At 58.6% G+C, this 21102-nt stretch carries 17 protein-coding genes and 3 tRNA genes; 12 read left to right on the forward strand and 8 right to left on the reverse strand.

Annotated features, from left to right (window positions below):
* The first annotated feature begins 18 nt into the window (after window positions 1-18).
* The 4 genes from CXK91_RS01930 to CXK91_RS01945 all read left to right on the forward strand — a co-directional run bounded on the left by CXK91_RS01930 (window position 19) and on the right by CXK91_RS01945 (window position 2853).
* A complete protein-coding gene (locus CXK91_RS01930; RefSeq protein ID WP_103454716.1) occupies window positions 19-261 on the forward strand; it encodes a CrfX protein in 243 nt (80 codons plus the stop codon).
* A gap of 3 nt (window positions 262-264) precedes the next feature.
* Window positions 265-1089 (forward strand): mechanosensitive ion channel family protein, encoded by an 825-nt coding sequence (locus tag CXK91_RS01935; RefSeq protein WP_103454717.1) that lies wholly within the window; start codon window positions 265-267, stop codon window positions 1087-1089.
* Between the two features lie 84 nt (window positions 1090-1173).
* Entirely contained in the window at window positions 1174-1764 is a 591-nt protein-coding gene (gene sigX, locus CXK91_RS01940; protein WP_103454718.1) for an RNA polymerase sigma factor SigX, read from the forward strand.
* A gap of 99 nt (window positions 1765-1863) precedes the next feature.
* On the forward strand, window positions 1864-2853 hold the full coding sequence (locus CXK91_RS01945) for an OmpA family protein (protein WP_103454719.1): 990 nt from the start codon (window positions 1864-1866) through the stop codon (window positions 2851-2853).
* 270 nt (window positions 2854-3123) lie between these two features.
* Here CXK91_RS01945 and acnB read toward each other — a convergent pair whose 3' ends face one another.
* Window positions 3124-5733 (reverse strand): bifunctional aconitate hydratase 2/2-methylisocitrate dehydratase, encoded by a 2610-nt coding sequence (gene acnB / locus CXK91_RS01950; protein WP_103454994.1) that lies wholly within the window; start codon window positions 5731-5733, stop codon window positions 3124-3126.
* Window positions 5734-6140: 407 nt separating this feature from the next.
* On the opposite strand from acnB, the gene CXK91_RS01955 reads away from it, so the two are divergent.
* Window positions 6141-6617: a DUF1289 domain-containing protein gene (locus CXK91_RS01955; RefSeq protein WP_103454720.1), complete on the forward strand. Its 477-nt coding sequence runs from the start codon at window positions 6141-6143 to the stop codon at window positions 6615-6617.
* Between the two features lie 37 nt (window positions 6618-6654).
* On the opposite strand, the gene CXK91_RS01960 is transcribed toward CXK91_RS01955, so the two are convergent.
* Entirely contained in the window at window positions 6655-7515 is an 861-nt protein-coding gene (locus CXK91_RS01960; protein WP_103454995.1) for a universal stress protein, read from the reverse strand.
* A gap of 178 nt (window positions 7516-7693) precedes the next feature.
* Between CXK91_RS01960 and CXK91_RS01965 the strand changes: the two genes are divergently transcribed.
* A complete protein-coding gene (locus tag CXK91_RS01965; RefSeq protein ID WP_103454721.1) occupies window positions 7694-8299 on the forward strand; it encodes a tRNA-(ms[2]io[6]A)-hydroxylase in 606 nt (201 codons plus the stop codon).
* On the opposite strand, the gene lpxH is transcribed toward CXK91_RS01965, so the two are convergent.
* A complete protein-coding gene (gene lpxH, locus CXK91_RS01970; protein ID WP_103454722.1) occupies window positions 8296-9018 on the reverse strand; it encodes a UDP-2,3-diacylglucosamine diphosphatase in 723 nt (240 codons plus the stop codon). The two genes, CXK91_RS01965 and lpxH, sit on opposite strands and share 4 nt — an antisense overlap.
* A gap of 5 nt (window positions 9019-9023) precedes the next feature.
* Window positions 9024-9518 carry a peptidylprolyl isomerase gene (locus CXK91_RS01975; RefSeq protein ID WP_003284277.1) on the reverse strand — a complete coding sequence of 165 codons (495 nt, stop codon included), beginning with the start codon at window positions 9516-9518 and terminating at the stop codon, window positions 9024-9026.
* Between the two features lie 191 nt (window positions 9519-9709).
* Here CXK91_RS01975 and CXK91_RS01980 point away from each other — a divergent pair, with 191 nt between their 5' ends.
* Together CXK91_RS01980 and cysS are read left to right on the forward strand one after the other, a co-directional pair.
* Window positions 9710-11377 (forward strand): glutamine--tRNA ligase/YqeY domain fusion protein, encoded by a 1668-nt coding sequence (locus CXK91_RS01980; protein ID WP_103454996.1) that lies wholly within the window; start codon window positions 9710-9712, stop codon window positions 11375-11377.
* Window positions 11377-12762 (forward strand): cysteine--tRNA ligase, encoded by a 1386-nt coding sequence (gene cysS, locus CXK91_RS01985; RefSeq protein ID WP_103454723.1) that lies wholly within the window; start codon window positions 11377-11379, stop codon window positions 12760-12762. The genes CXK91_RS01980 and cysS overlap by 1 nt, the downstream gene beginning before the upstream one ends.
* Window positions 12763-12813: 51 nt before the next feature.
* Here the strand turns inward: cysS and folD are convergent, their stop codons facing one another.
* Window positions 12814-13668 (reverse strand): bifunctional methylenetetrahydrofolate dehydrogenase/methenyltetrahydrofolate cyclohydrolase FolD, encoded by an 855-nt coding sequence (gene folD / locus CXK91_RS01990; protein ID WP_103454724.1) that lies wholly within the window; start codon window positions 13666-13668, stop codon window positions 12814-12816.
* Window positions 13669-13942: 274 nt separating this feature from the next.
* On the opposite strand from folD, the gene CXK91_RS01995 reads away from it, so the two are divergent.
* The 3 genes from CXK91_RS01995 to CXK91_RS02005 all read left to right on the forward strand — a co-directional run bounded on the left by CXK91_RS01995 (window position 13943) and on the right by CXK91_RS02005 (window position 14264).
* Window positions 13943-14019: transfer RNA gene (locus tag CXK91_RS01995), tRNA-Arg, on the forward strand.
* Window positions 14020-14051: 32 nt separating this feature from the next.
* A tRNA-His gene (locus CXK91_RS02000) sits at window positions 14052-14127 on the forward strand.
* A gap of 52 nt (window positions 14128-14179) precedes the next feature.
* Window positions 14180-14264: transfer RNA gene (locus CXK91_RS02005), tRNA-Leu, on the forward strand.
* A 366-nt stretch (window positions 14265-14630) separates the two neighbouring features.
* Here CXK91_RS02005 and CXK91_RS02010 read toward each other — a convergent pair.
* Entirely contained in the window at window positions 14631-16055 is a 1425-nt protein-coding gene (locus tag CXK91_RS02010) for a hypothetical protein (protein WP_103454725.1), read from the reverse strand.
* 316 nt (window positions 16056-16371) lie between these two features.
* Window positions 16372-17577, reverse strand: a complete 1206-nt coding sequence (locus CXK91_RS02015; protein ID WP_103454726.1) for an MFS transporter — start codon at window positions 17575-17577, stop codon at window positions 16372-16374.
* A 366-nt stretch (window positions 17578-17943) separates the two neighbouring features.
* Here CXK91_RS02015 and CXK91_RS02020 point away from each other — a divergent pair, with 366 nt between their 5' ends.
* Window positions 17944-18804: a helix-turn-helix transcriptional regulator gene (locus CXK91_RS02020; RefSeq protein ID WP_103454727.1), complete on the forward strand. Its 861-nt coding sequence runs from the start codon at window positions 17944-17946 to the stop codon at window positions 18802-18804.
* A 166-nt stretch (window positions 18805-18970) separates the two neighbouring features.
* Here CXK91_RS02020 and CXK91_RS02025 read toward each other — a convergent pair whose 3' ends face one another.
* Window positions 18971-20968: a methyl-accepting chemotaxis protein gene (locus CXK91_RS02025; RefSeq protein WP_103454728.1), complete on the reverse strand. Its 1998-nt coding sequence runs from the start codon at window positions 20966-20968 to the stop codon at window positions 18971-18973.
* Window positions 20969-21102: the final 134 nt, after the last annotated feature.

The following is a 21102-nucleotide window of genomic DNA, read 5'->3' on the forward strand; positions in this document are numbered from 1 at the left end:
ATACTTAGCGAGGTTTGCATGAGCGATCCCTTTGAAGAATCCCTGCGAGACATGCTCAACAAGCCCTCTGTGCATGACGATGACGCTTGTCTGGGCCGCGTTCTCAAGACGGCCAACCGCCAGGTAGGCGCTGGCGATCTGTTTACCATGATTGGGCACTGGCTGGAGGCGTTGATGATTGCCGCAAATAGCGGCTCGCGACACCTCAGCCCGGTTTCTCGCCGAGCAGCCCCCACACGTTCGTTCGATAAGGCTGATTGATCAATGGAATTCAATCCCTGGACCCAAAGTCTTCTGTCAGCAATGAGCTCGCTCTGGGCTTCCGTGGCCGCCTTCATTCCGCGGCTGTTCGGCGCGTTGGTTGTCGTTCTACTCGGTTTTATCGTGGCCAAACTCCTCGACACGTTGCTGTCAAAGGTGCTGGCCAAGGTAGGCCTTGACCGGTTGATGGCTGGCACCGGCCTGACCAAGCTGCTGAGCAGGGCGGGAATACGCATCCCAGTTTCTGCACTGATTGGTAAAGTGGTTTACTGGTTTGTGTTGTTGATCTTTCTCGTCTCGGCGGCTGAGTCGCTGGGGCTTGAGCGGGTCTCTGCAACGCTCGACATGTTGGCGCTCTACGTACCCAAAGTATTTGGTGCAGCATTGATTTTGCTAGCAGGCGTGCTGTTGGCACAGGTGCTGAGCGGATTGGTGCGCGGCGCCGCGGAAGGGGTTGGACTGGACTACGCCAACGGCCTTGCGCGCATGGCGCAGGGGCTGGTGATCATCATCAGCATTTCCGTTGCGATCGGGCAGCTCGAGGTCAAGACCGAGTTACTCAACTACGTCATCGCCATCGTACTGATCACCGTGGGGCTGGCAGTGGCACTGGCGTTTGGTCTCGGTAGTCGCGAACTTGTCACTCAAATTCTGGCCGGCATCTACGTTCGTGAGCTTTACGATGTAGGGCAGCAGGTGCGTTTGGACGATGTCCAGGGGGTGATCGAGGAGATCGGAACGGTCAAGACGTTGCTGCTAACAGATGACGGGGAGCTGGTCTCGGTGGCCAACAAAGTGCTGCTTGAGCAGCGGGTTGGCAGCCGTTAAGCCTGCGTTTCTGGTAAAGTACGACGCCTTTTTTCCGGTTTCCAACAATGGCGGCCGTGATTTTGACTGCCGGCTCGAACCGTCTTGACTAAAACCTCATCGTCCATTTCGCGGTACGACCCTCGCCAGCTCACCGATGAAGAGCTGGTGCAGCACGCCCATGTCGAGCTATTTCATATAACACGTGCTTATGAAGAACTCATGCGGCGATATCAGCGTACACTGTTCAACGTATGCGCACGCTATTTGGGAAACGAGCGGGACGCCGATGATGTATGTCAGGAGGTAATGCTCAAGGTTCTTTATGGCTTAAAGAACTTTGAAGGTAAATCGAAATTCAAAACCTGGCTATACAGCATCACTTACAACGAATGCATTACTCAATATCGCAAAGAGCGCCGCAAAAGACGCCTGCTCGATGCCCTAAGCCTGGATCCGCTTGAAGAGGCTTCCGAGGAAAAGGCACCGAAGGTCGAAGAAAAGGCGGGGCTGGATCGTTGGCTTGTACATGTCAACCCGATTGATCGAGAGATATTGGTGTTGCGTTTTGTTGCCGAACTAGAGTTCCAAGAAATCGCAGATATCATGCACATGGGTTTGAGCGCCACGAAGATGCGCTACAAGCGGGCACTAGATAAGCTGCGGGAAAATTTTTCCGAGCAAACTGAAACTTAATCCTGGAAACTTGTCTTATACCTTGCGAACAGCTTGGGCATACAGACAGCCGGTTTCCTTAGATTGTTCTGATTCTAACCACCAGATGGGGATTTACGGATGAAACTTAAAAACACCTTAGGCGTCGTTATCGGTTCGATGGTTGCCGCCACTTCTTTTAGCGCGCTGGCCCAAGGACAGGGTGCCGTAGAGGTGGAAGCGTTCGGTAAGCATTACTTCACCGATAGCTCGCGTGATGTGCAGCGTGACGGCGAGCTCTACGGCGCTGGCGTCAGCTACTTCCTGACCGACGATGTTTCGTTGGGTCTCTCCTATGGCGAATATCACGACCTGACCTCTAAGGATCCGGTTGATGGTGGCGGCCACAAGAACATCAAGGGCAGCCTGACTTCCCTTGACGCTGCCTACCACTTCGGCGCGCCGGGTGTCGGTCTGCGTCCTTACGTGTCCGCTGGCATGGCTCACCAGAGCATCGGTCAGGCTGACCGTGGCGGCCGCGATCGCAGCACCTTTGCAAACGTTGGTACCGGCCTGAAGTACTACTTCACCGAGAACTTCTTTGCTAAAGCCAGCGTTGATGGCATGTACAACATCGACGCAGACGAAGGCGAGTGGATGGCTGGCGTCGGTGTTGGTCTGAACTTCGGTGGCGGTGCTCGCCAGGTTGCGGCAGTCGAGCCGACCCCAGAGCCGGCCCCGGCTCCGATCGTCGACACCGAGCCAGAGCCGGCTCCGGAACTGGTACGTGTTGAGCTGGACGTCAAGTTCGATTTCGACAAGTCGCGCGTTCGTGAAGAAAGCTACAGCGATATCAAGAACCTCGCTGACTTCATGCAGCAGTACCCGCAGACCAACACCACCGTTGAAGGTCACACTGACTCCGTTGGTACTGATCAGTACAACCAGCGTCTGTCCGAGCGTCGTGCCGAAGCAGTTCGCAACGTTCTGGTCAACGAGTACGGTGTTGAAGGTGGTCGCGTGAACTCCGTAGGTTACGGTGAGTCCCGTCCGGTTGCCGACAACTCCACCGAGGAAGGTCGTCAGATCAACCGTCGCGTTGAGGCCGAAGTAGAAGCTCAGGTTCAGTAATCTGAATTAGCTACTTCTAGAAAAGCCCGGCTAGTCCGGGCTTTTCTTTGTCCGTAGAAAAGCAGTTCTTCAGCGGTGCCTTTGCGGCTTCGTGGTAAATGGCCGAATGCTTTGCCGACGAGAGAGCCAGCTTGCTGTTGTGCGTTCGTAGTGACCACGCCGATAGCGCTGATTGTCACTTCGGCAATAAGGGATCGGCGAACATAGAAGAAAAAACCATGAATAAAAAACCCCGCCGGAGCGGGGTTTTTTCATTGCCTTACCGTGTCATCAGACTTCGACGACTTTGATCTTGGCCTTCTCCGCGGCATCACGGAACTCAGCGATCTGGTCGAAGGACAGGTAGCGATAGATGTCGGCAGCCATGCTGTCGATGTTCTTCGCGTACCCCATGTACTCCTCAACGCTCGGTAGTTTTCCGGTGATGGCTGCTACCGCTGCGAGCTCGGCCGACGCCAGGTAGACGTTGGTGGCATCGCCCAGGCGGTTCGGGAAGTTACGGGTCGAGGTGGAAACCACGGTCGATCCGGTCTGAACGCGAGCCTGGTTACCCATGCACAGGGAGCAGCCCGGCATTTCCATGCGCGCGCCAGCCTTGCCATAGATGCCGTAATAGCCTTCTTCGGTCAGTTGGTGAGCATCCATCTTGGTTGGCGGAGCCAGCCACAGGCGGGTCGGGATGCCGCCCTTGACCTTGTCGAGCAGCTTGCCGGCAGCGCGGAAGTGGCCAATGTTGGTCATGCAGGAGCCGATGAACACTTCATCGATCTTCTCGCCAGCTACGGTGGACAGCAAGCGCGCATCGTCTGGGTCGTTCGGAGCGCAAAGCACAGGCTCTTTGACTTCGGCCAGGTCGATCTCGATCACGGCCGCGTACTCGGCGTCCTTGTCCGCTTCTAGCAGCTTCGGATCGGCGATCCATGCTTCCATCGCCTGAGCGCGGCGCTCCAGGGTGCGGGCATCACCATAGCCCTCGCTGATCATCCAGCGCAGCATAGTGATGTTGGATCTCAGGTACTCAGCAATCGAATCTTCCGGCAGCTTGATTGTGCAGCCTGCAGCCGAGCGCTCCGCGGAGGCGTCGGACAGCTCGAACGCTTGCTCGACGGTCAGCTGATTCAGTCCTTCGATCTCGAGAATGCGGCCGGAGAAGATGTTCTTCTTGCCCTTCTTCTCGACAGTCAGCAGGCCCTGCTGAATGGCGTAGTAGGGGATGGCATGAACCAGGTCACGCAGGGTGATGCCAGGCTGCATCTGGCCCTTGAAGCGCACCAGTACGGATTCCGGCATGTCCAGCGGCATGACACCAGTGGCGGCAGCGAAGGCAACCAGGCCAGAACCGGCCGGGAAGGAGATGCCGATCGGGAAGCGGGTGTGCGAGTCACCGCCAGTACCAACGGTGTCCGGCAGCAGCATGCGGTTCAGCCAGCTGTGGATGATGCCGTCACCTGGACGCAGGGACACGCCGCTGCGGTTCATGATGAAGTCAGGCAGCGTGTGGTGCGTGTTGACGTCGATTGGCTTCGGATAGGCAGCGGTGTGGCAGAACGACTGCATGACCAGGTCGGCGGAGAAGCCCAGGCAAGCCAGGTCTTTCAGTTCGTCGCGGGTCATCGGGCCAGTGGTGTCCTGGGAGCCGACGGTGGTCATCTGCGGCTCGCAGTAGGTGCCCGGGCGGACGCCTTTGCCTTCCGGCAGGCCGCAGGCACGACCGACCATTTTCTGCGCGAGGGTAAAGCCCTTGCCGCTGTCGGTCGGTGCATCCGGTTTCTTGAACAGGGTGGACGGAGCCAAGCCCAGCTCAGCACGGGCCTTCTCGGTCAGGCCGCGGCCGATGATCAGCGGAATTCGGCCGCCAGCACGGACTTCATCCAGCAGTACTTCAGTCTTCAGTTCGAAAGTAGTGATGACTTCATCGGTACCGTGCTTGCAAACCTTGCCGGCATACGGATAGACGTCGATCACGTCGCCCATACCCAGATTGCTGCAATCGAATTCGATCGGCAGAGCGCCGGCATCTTCCATGGTGTTGTAGAAGATCGGAGCAATCTTGGTGCCGAAGCAGAAGCCGCCAGCGCGCTTGTTCGGTACGTTCGGGATGTCGTCACCGAAGAACCACAGCACGGAGTTGGTAGCGGACTTCCGCGAGGAACCTGTACCGACTACGTCGCCGACGTAAGCAACCGGAAAGCCCTTGGCTTTCAGCTCTTCCATCTGCTTGATTGGGCCTACGGAGCCCGGTACGTCCGGGTTGATACCGTCGCGGGCCATTTTCAGCATAGCCAGCGCGTGCAGCGGAATGTCAGGGCGCGACCAGGCATCAGGAGCCGGCGACAGGTCGTCAGTATTGGTTTCGCCGGTCACCTTGAATACGGAGAGGGAGACCTTCTCGGCAACAGCCGGACGATTGGTGAACCATTCACCTTCAGCCCAGGATTGCATCACGCCCTTGGCGTGTTCGTTACCAGCCTTGGCTTTCTCGGCCACATCGTGGAAAGCGTCGAACATCAGCAGCGTGTGCTTCAGTTGCTCGGCGGCAACAGCGGCCAGCTCGGCGCTATCCAGCAGCTCGACCAGAGTAGCGATGTTGTAGCCGCCCTGCATGGTGCCCAGCAGTTCGACAGCGCGCTGCTTGCTCAGCAATGGCGAGGAGGTTTCACCCTTGGCCAGGGCGGACAGGAAGCCGGCCTTGACGTAGGCGGCTTCGTCGACGCCAGCGGGGACGCGGTTGGTGATCAGGTCAACGAGGAATTCTTCTTCGCCGGCTGGCGGATTCTTCAGCAGCTCGACCAGGCCTGCGGTTTGCTCGGCGTTCAGCGGCTGGGGCACGACGCCCTGGGCGGCACGCTCTTCTACGTGTTTGCGATAGGCTTCAAGCACAGTTTTTACCCTCATCATTGGTCCCTCGGGTGTTTCGGGACGCGCATCCGGAAGCTGTTTTCAAAGTTTTACGCCGGGCGGGCGAAGCCGGATGGGCAGGGTACAGGCAGTTCTGCGCATCCGGCATGCAGCCGGTTCAACTGTGCTCGTGACGCTTTGAAAACAGCTTCTTATGGAATGTGGCGCCAAAAACGGCGGGCCGATTCTACTGGAAATGGGCTGCAAAGTTAAGTCGAGCGCCTGCGGCGGCTGATGCCGCATGCTTTATCGGGGCGCGTGTTAGCGTGCTCCGAGAGCAGCCAGGCCGCGGGCTGCGGTCGGGTGTCGCCGATTCTGAGGGCAAACACAGGTGACCCTGGTAGGACAAAAGTCTAAGATGCCCGACCGCTCACCAATCCACTCCGCTCATGTCCAGTCAGCGCATCAAGACTCCCTGCATCGGCCTTTGCTCGACGGTATACGGCGATGTCGTCTGTCGTGGCTGTAAGCGCTTTCATCACGAGGTCGTTAATTGGAACGCCTATGACGAGCAGGAGAAGCGGGCGGTATGGCGACGTCTCGAGATTCTCTTGGCGCAAGTGATGGCGGCCAAGCTCGAAGTGTTCGACGCGCAGCTGTTGCGCCAACAGCTGGAGGCGCGGCAAATCCGCTTCGTGGTGGAGCAGTCGCCGTACTGCTGGGCCTATCATTTGATTGCCCGCGGCGCACGAGTCATTCAGCAGCTCGATGCATATGGGGTCGTGTTGCTGCCAGAGTTTCGCGACTGGCCGCTGCCAGATTTACGCGACGCCATTGATCGGGAGTTCTTCCTGTTATCCGAAGCGCACTACGAGCGCTACATCGCGCCACGCTTTCTGCTGGAGGGAATGGACGTCAGGATTTGACGACGAAAGCCTCATGGGAGGCTTTCGCTCAGCGGGCTCAGTGACGAACCAGATCCTCAAGGTGATCGATGATGTCGTTGGGCTTAAGGACCAAAACGTCGCTTTCCAGCGTGTCGAGCACCACCTCAGCGGTGTTGCCCATCAGGGCGCCGGAGAAGCCGGTTCGTGCCACGGTTCCAATGACGGTCACGACTGCTTTCAACTGATGGCAAACCCGTGGGATGAGCGCATCGGCGGGGCCTTCCTCGACGTGCAGCTGAGCGTCCGGGATATGGAACTCTTCCTGGAACTGCTTGCATGCGTCGCGGTATCTCGCCTCGATGGTTTCCTTCAGCTGGAAAGCCGGATCGGCTGCGGAGAGCATCGCGGATGGGTGCGCGCTGATCACGTGCAGCTTGCCATCAGCCAGACTGGCAATCTCGTAGCCGTGATTGACGATGGTTGCATGCAAGGTGCGATGCTCAACATCGGAGTTGCCGACGTCTACTGCCGCAAGAATGTTGCCGCCTGTCCAAGGATTGTCGGTTTTCACCATCAGAACCGGGCACGGACAGTAGCGCAGCAGCTTCCAATCCTCAGGGGTGAGCAGGGCACGCTTCAAGGGGTTGTCCGGCACGTGTTGCTTGGCCACCAGACCACAGCCTTCTGCCTGCTGCACGGTGATAATGGTTTGGTGAACGCTTTCATGCCACGCCTGTTGTGTCGTGACCTGGTGGCCGCCACTCTCCAGCTGTTCGCGCAATGTCGCCAAGTGCGCGCTGTGATCGCGCTTGGTGTCACAGATCAGCAGGTGCAGGCGGGACTGGCTGACGGTAGATATCAGCCGGGCGCGTTTCAGTGCCAGCGCTTGCGGCTGGTTCGGGTCAATTACCACGAGGATGCAGCGAATGGCTTGCATGATCGGCTCCATTTCCAGATTCAGGTTGGTCAACTATAGACAAGCCTGCGATGCCGGCCGTGATGTATATCAAGCAAGGCTGGCTGCTCCGCGCGGCATTCGCAATAATGCCCGCCCGGCGTCGGGCGGTGCCATGTAACCGTCGGCTTATTTTGTTCCTGAATATGCAAGGTTCGACATGCTTCCTGATCTGAATGAATTTCTCGGTTGTGCCACGCCCGCAGCCTGGGTGGAGGCAGCATTGCGGAATCAGGATGTGATGCTGATCGACCATGGCAACTGTGAGAAGAAAGCCGCGGGAGCGGCGTTTCAGTTGATGTTTCGCTACATCGACAAACCGGATCTGCAGAACAAGATGTCGCGTCTGGCGCGCGAAGAGCTCCGCCATTTTGAGCAGGTGCTAGCCATCATCCGCCGACGTGAGATTGCACTGCGTAACGTCGGTTCGTCTCGCTATGCCGCTGGCCTGCGCGAACTGGTGCGTAACCATGAGCCGTATCGCCTGACCGATACGTTGGTGATTGGCGCCTTTATCGAAGCGCGTTCCTGCGAGCGCTTCGCCATGCTGGTCCCGCACCTTGATGAAGAGCTGGGCAAGTTCTATCACGGCCTGCTGAAATCCGAAGCACGGCACTTTCAGGACTACCTGAAGCTGGCTTACCAATACGGTGAAGCGGCGGATGTGGATGCAACGATCATCCGAGTGCGCGAGCGTGAGCGTGATCTGATCGAAAGCCCGGACGCCGAGTTTCGCTTTCACAGCGGTGTGCCGCTGGCGGCTTAATTCAAATCGAAGGGCGTCTGGTGGAAGCCGTTTTGATCGACCTGCAACGCCCAGCCTTGACGGTCCCAATCACCGAGTACGATCCGTCGTGCCCGAAGGCCGTGCACTTCCAGTTCATGTATCGCCGGACGATGGGTGTGGCCGTGAATCAGCGTCTGCACGCCATGCTCGATGAGCACGCGAGGAATCAGCTCCGGAGTGACATCAATGATGTCGGTGGCTTTCATGCGCGTCTGGGTGCGGCTCTCGTTACGCAGCTTGCGCGCCAGTTTTCGGCGAGTGGGCAGCGGTAGATTGCGCAGGATGAATAGGCTGAGCGGATTGCGTAGCACCCGCCGCAGACGCATGTAGCCTTCATCACGGGTGCACAGGCTGTCGCCATGCATCAGCAGGACGCGTTCACCGTTAAGCTCGACGACACTCGGGTCGGCCAGCAGCGTGCAGCCCGCTGCCCGGCAAAAGCCCTTGCCCAGCATGAAGTCACGATTGCCGTGCATCAGGTAGATGCGCACGCCACGACCGCTCAGGCCGCGCAAGGCCTCTGCGATCGAGCATTGAAAGGGTGTCATCGCATCGTCGCCAATCCAAACTTCGAAGAAATCACCGAGGATGTACAGCGCTTCAGCCTGGCAGGCGCGTGTTTCGAGGAAATGCAGAAACGCCCGGGTAATGTCCGGGCGCTTCTCTTCCAGATGCAGATCCGAGATCAGCAGGATCACTCGCTTTACTCGACGATCTCAGCCTTCTCGATCACCACGTCTTCCACCGGAACGTCCTGATGACCGGACTTCATGGTGGTCGCCACGGCTTTGATCTTCTCGACCACGTCCATGCCTTCGGTCACTTCGCCGAACACGGTGTAACCCCAACCTTGTACGGTCGGCGCGCTGTGGTCGAGGAAGTCGTTGTCCTTCACGTTGATAAAGAACTGCGCGGAGGCAGAGTGCGGCTCCATGGTACGGGCCATTGCCAGGGTGCCGATTTTGTTGGAAAGGCCATTGTTGGCCTCGTTCTTGATCGGCGCACGGGTGGGCTTCTGCTTCATGCCGGATTCGAAACCGCCGCCCTGAATCATGAAGTTGCTGATCACGCGATGGAAGATGGTGCCGTCGTAGTGGCCGCTCTTCACGTATTCCTTGAAGTTGGCAGTGGTTTCCGGAGCCTTGTCTTCGAATAGATTGACGGTGATGACGCCGTAGTTGGTGTGCAGTTTGATCATCGGGTGAGGTTCCGTTTTTGATGGTGCGGGACAGGCCGCTGCAAGGGTCGTCGTTACCGAGTGTCGTCAACCGCTGATGGCAGTGCCACCTGGACGCATTGCTCTGTCAGGGGGTTGACGGGTCCGCTATGATAAGCGCTTTGATTTGGTCGGCCTACCCTGAGCCGCACTCGCTGATCGTTAAGGACATCATGAGCAAGCCCGAGACTCCCGCCGCTAGCAACTTTCTCCGTCCGATCGTCCAGGCCGACCTGGACTCCGGCAAGCACGCCAAGATCGTCACCCGCTTCCCGCCTGAGCCCAATGGCTATCTGCATATCGGCCACGCCAAATCGATCTGCCTGAATTTCGGCCTGGCGAAGGAGTTCGGTGGCGAGTGCAACCTGCGCTTCGATGACACCAACCCGGCCAAGGAAGACCAGGAGTACATCGACGCCATCAAGAGTGATGTCGAATGGCTGGGCTTTCAGTGGGCGGGCGAGGAGCGCTATGCCTCCAACTATTTCGATCAGCTGCACGAGTGGGCCGTCCATCTGATCAAGGCGGGCAAGGCCTATGTCTGTGATCTGACGCCTGAGCAAGCGCGTGAGTATCGCGGCAGCCTGACCGAGCCCGGCAAGAACAGTCCGTTCCGCGAGCGATCGGTGGAGGAAAACCTCGATCTCTTTGCGCGCATGAAAGCCGGTGAATTCCCGGATGGCGCCCGTGCGCTGCGGGCGAAGATCGACATGGCTTCGCCCAACATGAACCTGCGCGACCCGATCCTCTATCGCATTCGCCATGCGCACCATCACCAGACCGGCGACAAGTGGTGCATCTACCCCAGCTACGATTTCACCCATGGTCAGTCGGATGCCATCGAGGGCATCACGCATTCGATCTGTACATTGGAATTCGAGGATCACCGGCCGCTGTACGAGTGGTTCCTGGCCAACTTGCCGGTGCCGGCGCAGCCGCGTCAGTACGAATTCGCCCGCCTCAACCTGAACTACACCATCACCAGCAAGCGCAAGCTCAAGCAGCTGGTCGATGAGAAGCACGTGAACGGCTGGGACGATCCGAGGATGTCGACGCTTTCTGGCTTTCGTCGTCGCGGTTACACCCCGGCGTCGATCCGCAATTTCTGCGACATGATCGGTGTGAATCGCGCCGGTGGCGTCGTCGACATCGGCATGCTGGAGTTCGCCATCCGCGAAGATCTTGATGCCAATGCAGCCCGTGCGATGTGCGTGCTCAAGCCGCTCAAGGTGGTGATTACCAACTACCCGGAAGGCCAGGTCGAGAACCTCGAGCTACCGCGCCATCCCAAGCAGGATATGGGCGTGCGGGTGCTGCCATTCAGCCGGGAACTCTACATCGACGCCGGCGACTTCGAGGAAGTCCCTCCGGCTGGGTTCAAACGCTTGATTCCGGGCGGCGAAGTGCGCCTGCGCGGCAGCTACGTCATCCGTGCCGATGAAGCCGTGAAGGATGATCAGGGCAATATCGTCGAGCTGCGCTGTTCCTATGACGAGAACACCCTCGGCAAGAATCCGGAGGGGCGCAAGGTCAAGGGTGTGATCCATTGGGTTCCGGCAGCCGAGAGCGTCGAGTGCGAAGTGCGTCTGTACGACCGGCTGTTTCGTTCGGCTAATCCGGAGAAGGACGAGGAGGGGGGCAGCTTCCTCGACAATATCAACCCCGAGTCGCTGGTGGTGCTCAAGGGCTGCCGTGCCGAGCCTTCACTTGCCAATGCCGAACCGGAAGAGCGCTTCCAGTTCGAGCGCGAAGGATATTTTTGCGCCGACATGAAGGACAGCAAGCCGGGCGCACCTGTGTTCAACCGCACCGTCACACTGCGTGACTCCTGGGGCCAATGATGGCGTTGTCAATCTACAACACCCTGACCAAGACCAAGGAAGCCTTCCGCCCATTGGAAGGCAACAAGGTGCGCATGTACGTCTGCGGCATGACGGTTTATGACTTCTGCCACATCGGCCATGCCCGGGTGATGGTCGCTTTCGATGTGGTCACTCGCTGGCTGCGCCACCGAGGTTATGACGTGACCTACGTGCGCAATATCACCGACATCGACGACAAGATCATTCGCCGTGCCGGTGAGAACGGCGAGCCGTTCCAGGCCCTGGTCGAGCGCATGATCGCCGCCATGCACGAGGACGAGACGCGCCTCAACGTGTTGCGTCCTGATATCGAGCCGCGCGCCACTGATCACATCGCTGGCATGCACCAGATGATCCAGACGCTGATCGACAAGGGCTTCGCCTATGCACCAGGCAACGGTGACGTCTACTACCGCGTCGGCAAGTTCGTCGGTTACGGCAAGCTGTCGCGGCGCAAGATCCAGGACCTGAAGATCGGCGCGCGCATTGAGGTCGATGAGGCCAAGGAAGATCCGCTGGATTTCGTGCTGTGGAAGGGCGCCAAACCCGGAGAGCCGAGCTGGGATTCGCCGTGGGGCGCTGGGCGTCCCGGTTGGCATATCGAGTGCTCGGTAATGTCCACCTGCTGCCTGGGTGAGACCTTCGACATTCATGGCGGTGGACCGGATCTGGTATTCCCGCACCACGAGAACGAGATCGCGCAGAGCGAGGCTGCCACCGGCAAGCAGTACGCCAATGCCTGGATGCACGCTGGCGCAGTGCGAGTCGATGGCGAGAAGATGTCCAAAAGCCTGGGCAACTTCTTCACCATTCGCGAAGTGCTGGAGAAATACCAGCCCGAGGTGGTGCGTTACCTGCTGGTCTCAAGCCACTACCGCAGCCCGATCAACTACTCCGAGGACAGTCTGCGCGAGGCAAAGGGCGCCCTGGAGCGCTTCTATAACGGCCTCAAGGGTCTACCGAACGCGGCGCCTGCTGGTGGTGACGAATTCGCCGCGCGCTTCGGTACCGCGATGGACGATGACTTCAACTCGCCGGAAGCCTGCGCGGTACTGTTCGAGATGGTCCGCGAGGTCAACCGCCTGCGCGAGTCCGATATCAATGCCGCCGCAGCGTTGGCAGCACGCCTCAAGCAGTTGGCTGACGTTTTAGGTGTGCTCCAGCTCGATCCCGACGCCTTCCTGCAGGCCGGTGCGGCTGGAAAGGTCGATGCCGCCGAGGTCGAAGCGTTGATCGCTGCACGCCTCACTGCGCGGGCGGAGAAGAACTGGGGCGAATCCGATCGCATCCGCGACCAGCTCACCGCAATGGGTGTGGTGCTTGAGGATGGCAAAGGCGGGACGACCTGGCGCCTGGCTGAGTAAGGCAAAAAAAACGGCACCGAAAGGTGCCGTTTTTGTTTTCAGTCCTGGCAGTTACCCATGCAGATGCTCCGCTGCATGCAGCGTATTTTCCAGTAGGCACGCGCGAGTCATCGGGCCTACGCCACCGGGGACCGGGGTAATCCAGGCAGCTCGCTCGCTGGCTGGCCCGAACTCCACATCACCCAGCAGGCGACCGTCTGCCTGGCGGTTGATACCGACATCGATGACGATCGCGCCAGGCTTGATCCAATCACCCTTGACCAAGCCGGTAATGCCAGTCGCTACGACCACCAGGTCGGCACGGCGAACGTGCTCTTCAAGGTTGCGCGTGAAGCGATGAGTCACGGTGGTGGTGCAGCCAGCCAGCAGCAACTCCAGAGCCATCGGACGGCCGACGATGTTGGATGCGCCCACCACGACTGCATCCAGTCCGTGCAGATCGACACCGGTGCTCTCCAGCAGCGTAATGATCCCTTTTGGCGTACAGGGTCGCAGTAGCGGCATGCGTTGAGCGAGACGACCGACGTTATAGGGATGGAAGCCATCCACATCCTTGTCAGGGCGGATGCGTTCGAGCAGCTGCGAGGCATCGAGGTGCTTGGGAAGTGGCAGCTGCACAAGGATGCCGTCGATGGACGTGTCGTTGTTAAGTTGATCGATCAGAGCCAACAGATCTTCCTGTCGAGTATCGCTCGGCAGGTCATGGGCCACGGAGTTGAAACCTACCTCCTCGCAATCCTTGCGCTTGTGCGCCACGTAAACCTGGGAGGCTGGGTCGCTGCCCACCAGAATCACGGCGAGGCCGGGCGCTCGGAGCCCTTGGGCGCGCCGTTCGGCAACACGACCGGAGATCTGTTGGCGAATGTTGGCAGCAATCGTTTTACCGTCGATCAGTTTTGCGGTCATGACGCGTGGTTAACCATTGGAGAGGACTTGGAAAGGGTGCGTATTCTCGCATGCCATGGCGATGCGGCAAAGGCGAAGCAGCTACCGGCACCTGTAACTCCTTTATCTAACTGAAATTTTTTTGAATTTGCTGTTGACGACTGTTTGGAGCCTCTATAACATTCGCCCCGCTTGTCGAGCACAGCCTGCTGCTGGGTGAGATGGCTTTCGAAGAGGGTAGCTTCTTCTAGGGCCGGAGCTTTAAAGTCTGCGCTCCGAACAGAATGCAGATAAAGCGCCCGTAGCTCAGTTGGATAGAGCATCCGCCTTCTAAGCGGATGGTCGCAGGTTCGAGTCCTGCCGGGTGCGCCATTTCGGGCTCTGGCACAAGCAAATGCAATATGGTGGGCGTAGCTCAGTTGGTAGAGCACAGGATTGTGGCTCCTGGTGTCGAGGGTTCGATCCCCTTCGTCCACCCCATATTCCAGAGAACGCCAGGCGCTGCCTGGCGTTTTCGTTTAAGCCCTGTTTAGCGGACGTGGTGAAATTGGTAGACACACCAGATTTAGGTTCTGGCGCCGCAAGGTGTGAGAGTTCGAGTCTCTCCGTCCGCACCATTACATGATTCTCGAGACTTCTTATGGAGAATCGAAATCTCTGAAAGCCCCGTAATAGGGGCTTTTTTGTGCCTTGCGATTTTCTATGCGGTGTACGAACGCGCGCACCTGGATCTGCAGCAGGCTCTGTTATTGCAGGTCTTGGCTATTCGCGAAGCCGCAAAGATGGCATGCGCGTCGCGCACTGCCACTTCTCTGAGCGGAGCGAGTAGCCGGCAATCGTCCTTTATGGCTTGGGTTCCACGGCGCAGTTGCGACCCTGTGCGTGCCAAAAGTTGCCGGTGATGCTCTGGCTTGGGCGCCGCATCAACTGCAGCTGCAGTGATGCACACGCTAGCGTGAGGCCGCAGGCGATGTGGCGAAGTTTTATCCTCGTCGCCACGGGCGAATCAGGCGATCCCACACGGAACGTCTTGACTCCGGCTGCTCAGGCCAATGCGCCTTCTTGTTCTCGCATTGCACGATGCCGTTGGTGCCGAGCCTCAGACGCCAGCGTTGGGCTGACGGAAAGTGCTCACCGGGCATGGTGTGCAGCAGCAGCAGGTTGTAGTCGTGCTGCTTCTCGATCGCGTGGGCCTGGACCGGGGCAGAGGCGTTATCGCCAGAGGAGTCGTCGTCCGTGCGAACGAACAGCTTGTTGTGGCTGGCCTGGATCATTGCGCATAGCTGTTCGCAGTCCAGCGTAAGCCTCTCCCGAATTTCGTCATGTTCCAGCGCAGCCTTGTCCAAATTGAGCAGCGCGCGATAGCAAATGACCTGCCGCTCCTCGTTGGTGGCCCATTTGCCGGAGTGTTCACGTACCAGCGGCGGCAAATTGGGCAGCTTGCGGTAGTCGAGCCAGACCCACTGCTGAGCAAGCAGCTTGCGGGTATAAGGCATGAGCAGGCGAATCTTCCAGCGCGGCTTGCCCTTGCGGAGCCTGCGGGTGAGAGCGGTGATCATGTCGTCACGCAGCAAGTCACGGATGGCGTAAACCAGGGCGATCACCAGCAGTAGGGCCAGGGAGAGCTTTTCGCTGGCGTCCCGCGCGTTGAACAGGAAGTAGGTGAATAGCGACATGATCAGCATCGTCGATGCTGCTTTGACCAGCTTGTGGGTGCCAGCCCCCAGTTCCGTGACCTTCGAACGCAACAGCACTGGGTACTCCAGCAACCGGTGATACAACGCCATGCGGTTCCATATGCGTGTCGGCGTACCGTGGAAATCGCTCAGGTACTCGCGCTCCTTGCGGTATTTGTGTTCCTGGCGCAGGAATTCGGCTACGGCCTGCTTGAGCTCATCATCAAGAGTGGCAAAACCCTCGAGGGTCATGCCTTCCAGCAGAAACTGCTCGGCGTGCCATGAGAAATAGATGTCCATCTGACGGAAGTAGCGCTGCTGATTGCTCTGGTTCGGGCTGGATTTGCGCAGGCGCTGCGCAAAGTTCTGACTGAGCCGCAGGCCGCGCGCAATTGGCTCAGCAACGGCCCCGGAAGCGAGCATTTGCTGACGCAACCGCTCCATTGAGGCCTGGTATTGGAAGAACCAGGAGCCGTACATGATTTCGTAATGCGGTGAGAGCAGCACGAAGGATTGATCAGCCTTGCTGATGCGATCCTTCGACGGCATGCCGAGCAACCCGAAGCTGTGCTTCAGGGTGGTAAAGAAGAAGTGCTCCTCCGACAGGGTCCAGGCCGACAGATTGCTTTCATGCGGGGTGAACAGATACAGCTCGATCTTGTGCCGTCCAGGCTGCTTCAGCGTACGGGTCAGCTGCAGGCGGAAATCGCCCTTGCGCTTGAGTGAGAACACGGAACCCCCGATGACAGTTGGACGCGTCAGGATACCAAGCTTTGCCAGCGGAGGGCCCCAAGCCGGTCCGGGCTTTAGCTTGAGGTGCGAGCGCTATGCTCGCTTTAACGAACAAGCCACTTGCATCAGGGCCTAGCCAAACCTGTCGGATGATCGTGTACGAAGTGCGGAGCCGTTGCTGATCGCCTTTGGCAGGTTTGCTAAACGGCTCCGGCCCACTGACGTTTCATATAGCGTTTGGTCGGAACGCCGGTGTGCCGCCGCCGATAATTACGACGGGGTACCCCAATATGAAGGACGGGAGGCTCGGCTCTGATCAGCGACAGGGCCTGGCGTGGGTAGCGCCCGCACAACCGGTCTGCCGCCGCAGATTGGCGATCTGAAGCAGCGCACCAGCCAGCGCAACCGTGGCGGCACTGACGGAAAGTGTCCAGGTCTGCATCTGCAGAAGCAGGACAAAGCCTCCAGCTGCTGCGCCGATGGCACTACCCAGGTACAGCGCTGACTCGTTCAAGGCAATCGCAAGGTTGCCGTCGCCCTGTACCTGACGAGCCAGGATGAGTTCATTGTTCTGGGGCACCTGCAATGCCCATCCAGCGGCTCCCCATATCGCGATGGGTAGCGCTGCGAACCACACATTGAGCGAAGCAGAAATGGGCAATAGAAAAAGCGAAGCACTCAGGATCAGCATGATCGTAAGGACTATCACCGGTCCTCGTATGCGATCAACCACCGGCCCGATCAGAAGGCTGCCCATCACACCACCGATGCCCCAGATCCAGAGATACGGCTTTATCGAGCGAACGGAACCGTGATCGGTGTCGGTGAGCAGCGGCGCAATGAAGGTGTACATCCCGAGGCTGGCAATCGCCGCGAGCAACGATACGAGCAAGATGGTTAGCACGTGGCCGTCAGAGAGAATGGCGAGCTTTTCGCGAAGCGAACTGGTCGCCGCGCAGGGCAGCGAGGGGAGCAAGACTGATAACCCCACAAAGGCGAGCAGGCCCAACAGTGCGACCAGCCACAATGCGGCCTGCCAGCCCATCTGTTCCGCGATGACAAGGCTCAGCGGGACACCTAAAACCACGCCACTGGCCATCCCGCCCATAATGATGGCAATAGACTTGCCTCGCCGCTCTGCAGTCGATAACGCTGCTGATGCTCCGATCCCCATGGCCAGGTAGACGCCTGCGCCAGCCCCGGCGACCGCGCGCCAGATCATCAAGGTATTGAAATCACGCGCTAGAGCACTTGCTGCATTAGCAATCACGAATAGACCCAGCGCAGCCAGGAGCCCAGTGCGTTGCCGATCAGGTGGCGTCAGCGCGACTAACAGCGGCGAGCCGAGGCCGTAGGCCAGGGTGAAGGCCGTTACCAGCTGTGCTGCGATCGCAACGGAGACTGAGAACGAAGCCTCGATCATGGGAATCAGCCCGGCCGTGACGTAGGAGGCCATCCCAAGTGCAAATGCGCCGATAGCTATGAGATAGACCGGATGAGAGTTGGAGGAGGGCGAGCTCATAGGGCGACACCCCAGCGCAACGAGGAGGTGCGCGATCCCGTCCAGGCCCCATCCTGTCGGGGCAGGGGTGGCAACTCGAGTCGTGACCTACGCCAGATGCCGACTCTGCCAGTTTGTGTTCCATCCATATGCGCGTGTTGGGATGACCGGACAGCCGGCTTGAAGCGGTTAGTCTGGCAGCCTGATTTCTGCCACGTCAGCAGCTCGCAAATTGATGCGTGGACCATCGATGTTCTCCTGGATGAGCAAAACCCGCATCAGCTTGGCCCTCGTTCTAGCGTAGCTTCGGCGGGCGAGAGGCTATTCTTAGTACCGGCCTCATACAGTTACAATTTGAGCGCTTATGCTGTTACTAGGAGTGATTGGATGAGTGCGCCCCGTAGCCATGAACGAAACAGGGCAGAACTTGCGGTGTTTTTGCGTAGCCGCCGCGAGCGCATTGCGCCAGAGGATGTCGGGCTTCCATCGGGTGGACGGCGCCGCACACCTGGCTTGCGGCGCGAGGAAGTTGCAGCGCTGGCAGGAGTCGGACTGTCTTGGTACACGTGGCTCGAGCAGGGGCGGGATATCGGGGTTTCAGCGGCGTTTCTCGAAAACCTTTCCAGAACGCTAAAGCTCGATGCAACCGAACGTCGTCACCTGTTCCTGTTAGCCCACCAGCGGCTGCCTCCGGAACCAGGAAGAACTTGGTGCGTGGTGCCGCCTTTGGTCCATCGCCTGATGGACGATCTGCATTTGCGCCCAGCCTATGTGTTGAACCTGAGATGGGACGTGCTGGCCTGGAACGCGGCCGCCGATAAGGTGTTCGGTTTTTCGAGTTTCCCGATTGAACGACGCAACCTGCTCTGGCTGTTGTTCACTGAGTCTTCGTTCCGGACGTTGCTCGATCCATGGGGCGATCAGGCGTCACAAATCCTGTCGAGCTTTCGGCGTGACTTCGTCAGGGCGCCCCTGGATCCGGAAATCGGAACATTGGTCAAGGACCTGGAAAAGCTCGATCCGGATTTCAAAACGTGGTGGAAACAGCAGGATATCCATGGGCCTTGCCAGGGTGTCCGGTACTTGCAGATCAAGGAAGTCGGCGCTGTAGTGTTCGATCACACTTCACTGGTGATCGATGTCGACCGTGATTTGCGTCTGGTCTGCTATGCCGCGAAGGAAGGCCAGGTACAAAGCACGCGGTTCGAACACTGGCTGACAGCCAAGTCCGAGCGCTCCGACACCTAACGGCCCAAACGATCAGCCGGAATGACCGGACTGGTTCCAGGCGCGCCGTCTTGCGCATCACGGTTGGGGAAGGTGGCCCCGTACCATGACCCGCGTTCCGGTCATGGCTGCTGTGATGTTCCGGAGCGCGAGGTCTAGCTCAGTCGACATCGAGCTGATGTCAGTGTCAGCGAACCTTGAATCGGCTTACCACGGCCGTAAGTCGCCCGTTCGTGTTGAGCAGCGACTCCGTGCTTCGGTCCACGCTCACTCCGCTTTCCACCAATTCGTCGACAACATGCCGCACGGCAACCATGTTTCGGTTGATCTCCTCGGCCACTGCGCTTTGCTCTTCCGCGGCAGTGGCGATCTGCGTACTCAGGTCGTTGATATGAACTACCGAGCTGGCCATCTCGTCCAGCCCGACAGTGACCTGGGCGGTTTTGTCTGCGGTTGTCTGGCAGCTGACTTTGGTTTGCTCCATGGCCTGAACCGCCAGCCCCACACCCTGCTGCAGCCGCTGGAGTGTCTCGTTGATTTCCGAGGTGCTCTGCTGGGTACGTGCTGCCAAGGCTCTGACCTCGTCGGCGACAACCGCGAAACCTCGTCCTTGCTCGCCTGCGCGCGCTGCTTCGATCGCCGCGTTCAGCGCTAGCAGGTTGGTCTGGCCGGCGATATCACCTATTACGCCTAGTACGTCATTGATGCGTTGAGCGTCGGCCTCCATGGCCTGCACCTTGGCGGTGGCACTTTCAACTTCGCCTACCAGTGCCCGAACACTGCTGGAGGCGTCGTCAACCACTCGCTTCGAGGATGCGGCGTTGTGATTGGCGGTTTGGGTGAATGTGGCCGTTTCGCTGGCGCTCTGTGCCACGGACTCGGCGGTCGAGCTCATTTCGTTGATCGCCGTGACCGCCTGATCGGTCTCTGACGCATGTCGGGCGAGGGCTTCATTGGTTGTGCGCGATAGCTGCTTGAGTTGGCCAATTTCGCTATGGATCTGGGTAGTGGCGTCGCTTACATCGATCATCATCTTTTGCAGATAGACGATGAACCCGTTTACCGAACGCGCAACCTGATCGACTTCGTCCTCGCCTTTGATATCGATTCGCTTGGTCAGGTCGGCATCGCCTGCGGACAACGCATCGATATTGGAGCGCAGCACGCCGAGTCGCTTCATCAACTGGTTGAGGGCAAAGATCATCAGCGCGAGCAGAATCATTACCATGGGGATCTGTAGCGAAGCGAGGGTCTTGAGCATGGCGTCGCTTCGTGCTTCAAGCTGCGCTGTGGGCAGTGCCGCGGCTAATAGCCATGGTGTGCCCGCAATAGGTGTCAGAAAGAAACTGAAGTCTTCACCGGACTTGCTGATGTAGTCCAGGCGTTGCAGCTGTTGCGGCTTACCCAGCAGTGCCTGTTGGACCGACGCAATAAAGGGGGACTGGCCCGATAGCTCCGACACGTTTCTCAGCACCATGTTTCCGCTCACCTGCGGTTGGTTGCTGAGAATCTTGCCGTCCGCTTCGACGATCATCACCTCGCCCTTGATCTCGTCCTGCTTTTCGGCAACCAGTCGATTGAAAAAGCCGAGTGTCAGATCGATTGTCGAGACACCCCAAGCCGAACCGTCCTTGTAAATGGTCATGGCGCAATTGGTGCGTGGTTCTGCGCTCGCATCGTCTTTGTAAGCAGCGGCCCATACGCATTTTCCACGCGGGGCTTGCATGCCGTCTCTATGCCAAGGTTGTTCGAAGTAATTCAGGGATTCGGCAGAATTCCAGTGTGTATTGACCACCAGTTTCCCCGACTGGTCCCGATGGTAGAACGTACTGTGCTTTGCGCGTCCCGGCGTCCGTGCACCTGACATTGGCCAGATTCCGCCGCCGAACACTTTCACGTCACCGTATTGATCGACCAGGCCCGGAAGAACTCGGTCAATCTCATCGCTTTCCAGCATGGGAACAGTCTGGGTGATGCTACGGGCCTGGGCTTCGACCCGCGCCAGCTCCATTGTGATCTGTTCACCAATTTCACTGACCTGGGACAGCACGATCGATTCGCCTGCTGCCATAAGCTGCGGCGCGACGAAACGTTTGATGCCAAGCATCGTGAGCAGCATGACCAGCAATACGAAGCCGATGAAGGTGATTGTGTAACGTGACTTTATGGTTTTGAGCGCGAACATATCTTGAGCCTTAAGACGGCCGCCCGCTTAAGCGGGCGTGGCGATGAACGCGCTATCGGCTGTCAAGTGCGTGGCTTGAGGCTCAACTGACCGATGGTGCGGCCGCTCAGCTGAGCTTGAAATGCCCATTGCCG

It is taken from the genome of Stutzerimonas stutzeri (assembly GCF_002909485.1).
Taxonomy (GTDB): Bacteria; Pseudomonadota; Gammaproteobacteria; order Pseudomonadales; family Pseudomonadaceae; genus Stutzerimonas; species Stutzerimonas stutzeri_AH.